The organism is Paraburkholderia sp. RL18-085-BIA-A (assembly GCF_046027075.1).
In the GTDB taxonomy this organism is placed as follows: domain Bacteria; phylum Pseudomonadota; class Gammaproteobacteria; order Burkholderiales; family Burkholderiaceae; genus Paraburkholderia.
Window position 1 is genome coordinate 1 of the sequence record NZ_JARESU010000244.1, and the last position, 7,471, is coordinate 7,471.

General features: G+C 55.6%; 8 protein-coding genes. 1 reads left to right on the plus strand and 7 read right to left on the minus strand.

Translation table 11 applies throughout. The features are described from left to right. Positions 1-120: 120 nt before the first annotated feature. Complete coding sequence (locus P0D89_RS49765; RefSeq protein ID WP_408362399.1) at positions 121-426, minus strand: hypothetical protein; 306 nt, start codon at positions 424-426, stop codon at positions 121-123. 1,166 nt (positions 427-1,592) lie between these two features. Here P0D89_RS49765 and P0D89_RS49770 point away from each other — a divergent pair. After that, positions 1,593-2,522 (plus strand): LysR family transcriptional regulator, encoded by a 930-nt coding sequence (locus tag P0D89_RS49770; RefSeq protein WP_408362398.1) that lies wholly within the window; start codon positions 1,593-1,595, stop codon positions 2,520-2,522. A gap of 89 nt (positions 2,523-2,611) precedes the next feature. On the opposite strand, the gene P0D89_RS49775 is transcribed toward P0D89_RS49770, so the two are convergent. The 6 genes from P0D89_RS49775 to P0D89_RS49800 all read right to left on the minus strand — a co-directional run. Next, the gene (locus tag P0D89_RS49775; RefSeq protein WP_408362397.1) at positions 2,612-3,544 is read right to left on the minus strand and encodes a 2-hydroxyacid dehydrogenase; all 933 of its coding nucleotides are present in this window, start codon (positions 3,542-3,544) and stop codon (positions 2,612-2,614) included. A gap of 60 nt (positions 3,545-3,604) precedes the next feature. Then, positions 3,605-4,303 carry a DUF2848 domain-containing protein gene (locus P0D89_RS49780; protein WP_408379190.1) on the minus strand — a complete coding sequence of 233 codons (699 nt, stop codon included), beginning with the start codon at positions 4,301-4,303 and terminating at the stop codon, positions 3,605-3,607. A 54-nt stretch (positions 4,304-4,357) separates the two neighbouring features. Further along, positions 4,358-5,122: an ABC transporter ATP-binding protein gene (locus tag P0D89_RS49785; RefSeq protein ID WP_408362395.1), complete on the minus strand. Its 765-nt coding sequence runs from the start codon at positions 5,120-5,122 to the stop codon at positions 4,358-4,360. Further along, positions 5,103-5,864 carry an ABC transporter permease gene (locus P0D89_RS49790; protein WP_408362394.1) on the minus strand — a complete coding sequence of 254 codons (762 nt, stop codon included), beginning with the start codon at positions 5,862-5,864 and terminating at the stop codon, positions 5,103-5,105. The genes P0D89_RS49785 and P0D89_RS49790 overlap by 20 nt, the downstream gene beginning before the upstream one ends. 16 nt (positions 5,865-5,880) lie before the next feature. Next, complete coding sequence (locus P0D89_RS49795; protein WP_408362393.1) at positions 5,881-6,570, minus strand: ABC transporter permease; 690 nt, start codon at positions 6,568-6,570, stop codon at positions 5,881-5,883. 93 nt (positions 6,571-6,663) lie between these two features. Then, positions 6,664-7,471: transporter substrate-binding domain-containing protein (locus P0D89_RS49800; RefSeq protein ID WP_408379192.1), on the minus strand; the 808-nt coding region annotated here is incomplete at its 5' end.

The window sequence follows — 7,471 nt, forward strand, 5'->3', positions numbered from 1 at the left end:
AATACGCCCGCTGAAGAAGCTGAAGGACGCCGCTCTCTAAACCGGACCACTGGAAAGGAAGCCCCTCGCGATGGAAGCCTGAGGGGCTTTTTTGCTTCTATGCCTGAGGCGCACGGGTCTTCATGTAATCTGGCTACTCAAGATGAGCTCGGCGATACTGCCGAGTATCAGGGTGCGATCAATGTGTGAAGGCGGCCGAGACTGTTGCGTCATAAAAGTGCCGAGGCGCAGGGAAGGCAGCCATGAGTGTCCGTGGAATACAGTGCCTTGGTAGTGCGCCATGTACAGAGCATCCTTCTCCGCAATCAGGCCCGACTTAAGGCCGGTGTCCTTGCGGCGTTCCGGGTCGAGTACAGCTGTGTGCGGCGTCGCCTTGCGCTCCGGCTCCTCTGCCGCGCTGCGTTGGGTCTCGAGCACCCTGCTCATCTTTCACTCCCCGTTTCGAAATCGGTCACACTCTCTTCCGTCAACTCGACAAACATCCCTTACAGCTGGGCGAGCATACATTGTCATATGCAGGTCTATTGCCTTTTTCCGATTGGATAACTTGAAAGCGAGCGATTGCGCAGCCGCTGCGCTCTCTCCATGTCGCGCACGACTCAGGGTCACGGTAAAGCGCAAGATGGCCCTCGATCGCGGTTGCCAACGGCATAAAAGTACATCAGACTAAACCCGGGGCAGGTCAGGTTTGCGCAAGAGTTTCTAGAACGGTCTCGGCGCGTGCCGCCGAAAACAGAGCGACGGCAACGGCCCATACGACGGCTCGCTTCACGATTGCCCCCCCGGTTTAACAGGACGCGCCCGGTCTAATAACTATAAACGAATCTGGGATAAGTGCAGAACACCTGTTCCTCTGTCTAGACTAGCTACGTCGACGCTGTTCGCTAAGCTGCCAGCCACGTCATTTGCCGGCTCTGCAGAAATTCGACGTGCGCTTCGTCGGGACGCCTCAAAGTGACTACCGTGTGCGTCCGACAACGACTTGCTGGTCGAAGCGGCCTCGGTCTAATCTTAGATTCTCGATGCCGGTCCTGTACCTCACGTGCGTGCTCGTTCGCAGCGGTGATGCCGATAAATTGCACCCGAATTCGCAGTACAGCATCGCAGTCTGAGGGATGCGCCACATAATGTGCACGACCGAAGATGGCTTCTTTTTTTGGCGAGGTAAATTATGGAAGCGTGGAACTGGATGTAGAAGGCCGAGTTCTGGAAAAGGCCTTACGTTGAGTCCACGCTTAATAGTCAAGGCACCCTCCCTGGAGGATTCATGTGTCGTCTACCGTCTTACTCGCCCATCACAAGTTTGCTTCTCGATGTGATTGAAACTTCGCGTTGCACTGACGATGACCTGACAGTTTGTGCCTATGAAGCCGCGCTGGGCAACAGTCAGGGAAACCCTTCAAGTCGCTTCCAGCGGGTTTTTTCTCACGACCAACGGAGCGCTGTCTCCCGGATGAAGACGGACTTGCTAGAACGTCTTTTGCGGCGCCCACGCTGACGCCAGAGCCAATCGCCGAAGCGACCTTCCTCTGAACGAGGGCCACCTGTCTCGAATCGAAGACAGCAGCAGTAAGCTGTAAGAACCTAAACCCATGATATCGAACGTCTCGGACCTCGACCTTCGCTTGATTCGCACATTCCTGGCCGTTGTAGACGCGCGGGGCGTGACCGCTGCGCAAGTTACGTTGAATGTTAGTCAGCCAGCAATCAGTTCTCAATTGACCACTTTGGAAACTCGATTAGGATTTCGCCTTTGTGAGCGTGGGCGCAGTGGTTTCTCCTTGACCGGCCGTGGTGAGCGCTTCGCTGAGTCGGCTCGCAAGCTTCTTGATGCAATCGACAACTTTTCGACTGAGTCGCGGAATCTAGACAAAAAGCTGGTTGGTAACCTGACCATATGCATCATTGGTCATGCCGAACTGAAACAGAATGCCCTGTTGAGCCAAGCGATTCAGCGGTTTCTTGGACGCGACCAGGCTGTCCATCTCTCAGTGATTGTTAAGTCGCCGGGCGAGATTGAACAGGAGGTATTTTCCGGAGCCATAGATGTGGCAATCGGATATTTCTGGCACCGAGCTCCGTTGCTGGAATACGTACCGCTATTCATGGAGAAGCAGACGGCATATTGTGGCACCGGTCATCCGTTGTTCGGACGATGTAATGCGACAGAAGCCGAGCTAACCGATTTGGTTTGGGTCCATCGGAGATATCCGGTACCCGAAGCAAACTATTTTTCCTGCAACCCGGGCGTAACGGCCGGTCCTTTGGCTGAGAACATGGAAGCGGCGGCGCTTTTAATCATGTCAGGGAAGTATATCGGCTACCTGCCGAATCACTACGCGGAACCCTATGTGAAGCAAGGTTTGCTTCGCGCTCCAAGCAAGCAGCTGCTTTCGCATGACGTAATGTTTCACATGGCGACCCGGAAGGCGCCTCGCCGAACGGATGTAACACAAGCCTTTGTTGACGATTTGCGGGCGGTTTATCTCGCTGAATCCGGAGTCGACGCTTCAGTTCTCTGAAGCAGAGGCGACATTGGTATCGAGTGCTCAATGTCGCCTCTAAACGGCATAGTGATTGCGAAAGCTCAATGCCCTCTCAAGGCAGCAGTCTAGTAGCCCCGAGAAAGGTCGACCTGTTGCGCGAGCGGCTCGCCTTTGATTGCACGCCGTATATTCTGCGCGACTGCAATTGACGCAGTTTCCGGTGTCGATATACCTGCCACGTGAGGGGTCATCAAGATAGCGGGATGTCCCCAGAACGGATGAGCGGGGGGGAGCGGTTCGACCGTGGCTACGTCCAGCGTCGCTGCTTGAATCTGCCCTGCGTCAATAGCGGCGAGAAGGTCTGCGTCCACCAGATGATGTCCGCGCCCCATGTTTATGATGCAAGCACCTCGTTTGCACTGAGCGAAGAAATTACGATTGAGGATAGACCGAGTGTCTTCCGTCAGCGGGAGCACGTTGATGATGATGTCCGAGTTTGCCAGCATGTCGGACAGAACTTCTTTGCCGGAGTAGGTTGCAACTCCGAATACGTCTTTCTGCGTTCGGCTCCAACCCAACACTTCGAATCCCTCTCCTGCCAGGGCCTTCGCAATTGCCCCGCCGAGCTCGCCAAGCCCTAGGACACCGACAGACGTCGCCTGCGCAAGCGTTGGTGGGAGGAAGGCCCACTGTGCTTCCCGCGATTGTCTCTCAAAAAGGTGGAATTTTCGGTGATAGCGGAAGGTTGCTGCCTTAGCGTACTCAATCATGGTCTGAGTGAGCGAATCATCGACGAGCCGCGCCAGCGGAACGTTCTTTGGCAACTTGTCGGGGTCGAGTTGATTGATTCCAGCACCAAGCGAAAGAACAGCCTTCAGATTCTTGAAGTCGGACAGTCCGCGGTTCGGAAGTTTCCAAACCAGTGCGACATCCACTGAATCCGGTTCTTCGCAGACCTCGCCGACCGAGTACTTCATATCTGGAAAGTGTTGAGAAAGTGCCGCCTTCCACTCTTCCGGAGAATCGATATTGCTGTTGAAATAGATGTGTGGCTTCATTTTTGGCTCACTTGCAGGCGCAAGACGTTGTGGCGTGATTGCAGTTCAGACGCGTATCGCTTAGCCTCTGAGCGGCAGCGTTTCGATGTTATACCCATGCGTGATTGAACGTTCAAGCACGGGGTCATACATCTCAACTTCCAGGCGCCGGGCGAATCGAATCGACCCGATGACGTCGAAGGTACCGTTGTACATCAAGGTGCCATCGGAGAACGCTTCCTCACATTCAGCCAGCCCATCGAGAAGCACAGCTGGGTCGAGCATGGCCGAAACCTGGCCATGCTGGTACAACGTCCGCTCACCGTTATCGACGACCCACGCACGGAGATGAATCTGGTCCCAGTGAGGCGCAACCTCGCTGAAGGGCCACGCCTTGGTTGCCACCGGCTTGTCGCACATTTGCTTCGCGACCGTTACGCCGTAAGCCTCGACGTCGTTCTCGGTATGGTCAGAGCCGACGGAGACATAAAGTTCGCCGTCGTGCTGGAAAAGAACGAATTCAACCTCACCGGAATTTCCCCGACCAGGTACGTCGATTACTTCGGCGCGGGTAAGCCGAGCTGCTGAGACGCGGTAAAAGACTGGCGTCGTCTCCGGAGCCTTCACGCCCCGTTCGGCAAGCTCCTCAATGTGGTGACGCACGGCTGCCTGGTCTCGTCCGGTCCATCCGGCGACCACCAGACGCTTGATGGGAACGTTGATAGATTCGCTTGCTCCCTGCCGAACGACTTCAAAAGACAACTGCTTCTCTGCAGACATCACATCTCCTTTGGGAATTGGGTTTGGTTAGTGCAGTGAAATCGAGAAGGCCTCTCACTTGCGCGAGCCAGCCAAAAACTGTTGAAGGCGCGGGCTCGCCGGCCGGTCGAGGATTTCAGCAGGGTCTCCCTCCTCTTCGATTCGGCCCTGGTGCAAGAAGATTGTGTGGTTCGACACATTTCGTGCGAACCCCATTTCATGCGTCACCACTATCATCGTGCGTCCGTCCGTTGCAAGCTTTTGCATCACGCGCAGCACCTCTCCAATCAGCTCGGGGTCAAGCGCCGACGTCGGCTCATCGAAGAGCATGACGTCTGGCTCGACGGCAAGTGCTCTTGCTATCGCGGCACGCTGCTGCTGGCCACCCGAAAGGTGTGCTGGGTAGTAGTCTCGACGTTCGTAGAGGCCCACTTGCTGGAGATAGTGCTCGGCACGTTCATTAGCCTCTTCCTTCGAAAGTCCTTGAACATGCACAGGCGCCAACATCACGTTCTGCAGGACCGTCATATGTGCCCACAGGTTGAAGCTCTGGAACACCATCGCCAGTTTCGACCGAATGCGCTCGAGCTGTCGGAGGTCCGATGCAACCAGGTTTCCGCATCTGCCGCGGCTCAGTTTAAGTTCTTCGCGGCTGGAGAAGATTCGCCCCTCTGTCGGCGCTTCCAGCAGGTTCATGCAGCGCAGAAGCGTACTTTTCCCGGACCCGCTCGAGCCTATAAGGCTGATGACGTCGCCGGTGCTGGCTTCGAGAGAAATTCCCTTCAGGACCTCGTGAGTTCCAAACTTCTTATGAAGGTTTTCAACCGAGAGTTTGCTCATGGGTGCTCTCTCTTACGTTAGCGGGAATTGACGGTGCTGCCGCGGCCTGGTTCGCTTCGCGCGGGCGAAGGTGGCGAAGGAATCGACGCTCAAGGTTCTTGAAGACGCGTTGCGTGGCCATCGAAAGTACGAGATAAATCGCGCCAATTGTTAGATAGGGTTCGAAGGAAATGTAAAAAAGCGCACTCACCGCTCGAGCGGCGCCCGTGAGATCAATGACAGTGATAAGGCTGACGAGTGAGGTCGCGTGGAGAAGGAGGATGATTTCATTCGCGTATTGCGGTAGCGCGCGACGAAACATGGCCGGTACCAGAACATACCGATAAATCTTCATGCGAGGCATACCGAAGCTCACCGCCGCCTCAATCTCTCCATGAGGCAGGTCCTGGATGCATCCAGCAAAGATTTCGGCGGTGTAGCCGGCCGTGCTGATGCCAAGCGCAATCACTGCACAAAGGGTGGCGTTAGCGAGAACGGGACCCAGGAAGCTTTCTCGCACGAGTTCAAGCTGGCCAAGACCAAAGTAGACGAGGTAGAGCAATATCACCACCGGTGCGCCTCGAATGACGAAGGTCAAGGAAGCGACAGGCCAGGACAGCCAGCGACTTTTTGAAACCCGCATCAACGAGAGGGGAATGGCAGTCAGCAGCCCAATCACAATGGCCCCCAACAGCAGAACAATTGTGGTGGCCAGCCCAGAGGCGAACATCTGCCAGTTTTCAGCGACGATTTGCCAGTTCATGGTTGCTTCCCGCTGATTATCGAGCGCCGCTGGCAGCGCCAATGCGGTATCGTGTGGAGACGCGCCTCAACCCGAGAAGTGACACGGCCGACAGAGCCAGGTACACCAGCAGCGAGACGATGTAGAAAGCAAAGTCTTCGTGTGTAGCCTGGGCGGCGTATTTCGCTCGGAAAGTGACGTCCTGCAGGCCGATGACGGACACGACTGCCGTCCCTTTAACCAGCGTCAGCCAGTTGTTAGTGAAGCCTGGCAACGCGTAGCGAACCATCTGAGGCAGCCGGACAAGAGTCCAGACTTGCGTTGGGGTCATCCCAAATGCCGTGGCTGCCTCAATCTGTCCCACCGGGATGGCGAGCAAAGCACCTCGGAAGGTTTCAGCCATGTAGGCGCCGAAGATGAAACCAAGCGCCAATGAACCCGCGACGAAGGCAGGAACGTTCAATTGCCAGCTCTTGCCGAACAGCGAGCCAAGTGAGGTAATGACATCGGGTATGCCGTAAAAAACAATCAGCATGAGAACCAGGTCCGGGATGCCTCGCACGACCTGTGTGTAACCGTCCACGACCCGATGCAGAGCGCGAGAGTTAGACACTTTGAATGTTGTTGCCACCATACCGAAAGCAATGGAACAGGCAAGAGCGCTCGCGGCAAGACCAAGTGTCAACCAAGCTCCGTTTAGCACCATCGCAACGTAGTCAGAGAACATAGTTGTCTCGCTTCGTGTTTGAACCGATTGATACGGTCAGAGAGGCCCTGGTCGGGCCTCAGCTCCCTAACGTGTGAACGACTTCGATGTGGTCTACCGAGCCGCGGTGATGTCATGCCCGAAGTACTTCATGCTCACCTTGGTGAAGGTCCCATCGGCCTTGGCTGCGGCGATAGCGCGATTGAAAGCCTCTCTCAGCTCACTTTCGTCCTTGCGGAAGCCGAGGCCTACGCCAGCGCCGAGAGTCGGGTCGTTCGAGCCCGTGAAGGAAGGGCCAATGTACTCAAAGTTCTTGCTGTTATCGCCGAGCTTCAGGAACGCTTCGTCGGTCTGTACCGTGTATCCAAAAGTCAGGTCGACGCGACCGTTCTTCAAATCGAGAAACGGGTCGCCCTGACCGGTGTATCGCTTGATATTTACAGTATTTCCGTAGGTCTTGGTCAGGAAGCTGTCTTGCGCGCTACCACCCTCGATTGCGATTGTCTTGCCCTTCAGGCCTTCCGGACTAATCGTGATGTTCGAGCCCTTCTTCGCAATGAAGCGGTTGTTGACTATTGCGTAGGTGTTAGAGAATGCAACAACCCGCTCGCGGGTTGGCGTCTTCAACAGCCACCCGGAGATGATGTCAATCTTGTGGCTTTGCAGGGAAGGGATAAGCGCGTCAAAGCTCTGGTTGGTGAAGACGCATTTGACTTTTGCGCGTTCACAGAGATTTCTTACAACATCCACCTCGAAGCCGCCGAGAGAACCGTCAGCGTTGACCTGTGCGAACGGCACATACGACCCGTCGGTTCCGACTGTGACCGTTTCGGGTAAGGCGGCATACGATGCGGAACAAAATAGCGCCGAAGCGGCGACGATGGCTCTGATTTTCATGGTTTTCCCTGTGACGAGTAGAGGG

Coding starts and splice junctions, on each gene's coding strand:
- P0D89_RS49780 (WP_408379190.1), bottom strand. CDS start 4,303: ATGTCTGCAGAGAAGCAGTTGTCTTTTGAAGTCGTTCGGCAGGGAGCA.
- P0D89_RS49765 (WP_408362399.1), bottom strand. CDS start 426: ATGAGCAGGGTGCTCGAGACCCAACGCAGCGCGGCAGAGGAGCCGGAG.
- P0D89_RS49770 (WP_408362398.1), top strand. CDS start 1,593: ATGATATCGAACGTCTCGGACCTCGACCTTCGCTTGATTCGCACATTC.
- P0D89_RS49775 (WP_408362397.1), bottom strand. CDS start 3,544: ATGAAGCCACACATCTATTTCAACAGCAATATCGATTCTCCGGAAGAG.
- P0D89_RS49785 (WP_408362395.1), bottom strand. CDS start 5,122: ATGAGCAAACTCTCGGTTGAAAACCTTCATAAGAAGTTTGGAACTCAC.
- P0D89_RS49795 (WP_408362393.1), bottom strand. CDS start 6,570: ATGTTCTCTGACTACGTTGCGATGGTGCTAAACGGAGCTTGGTTGACA.
- P0D89_RS49790 (WP_408362394.1), bottom strand. CDS start 5,864: ATGAACTGGCAAATCGTCGCTGAAAACTGGCAGATGTTCGCCTCTGGG.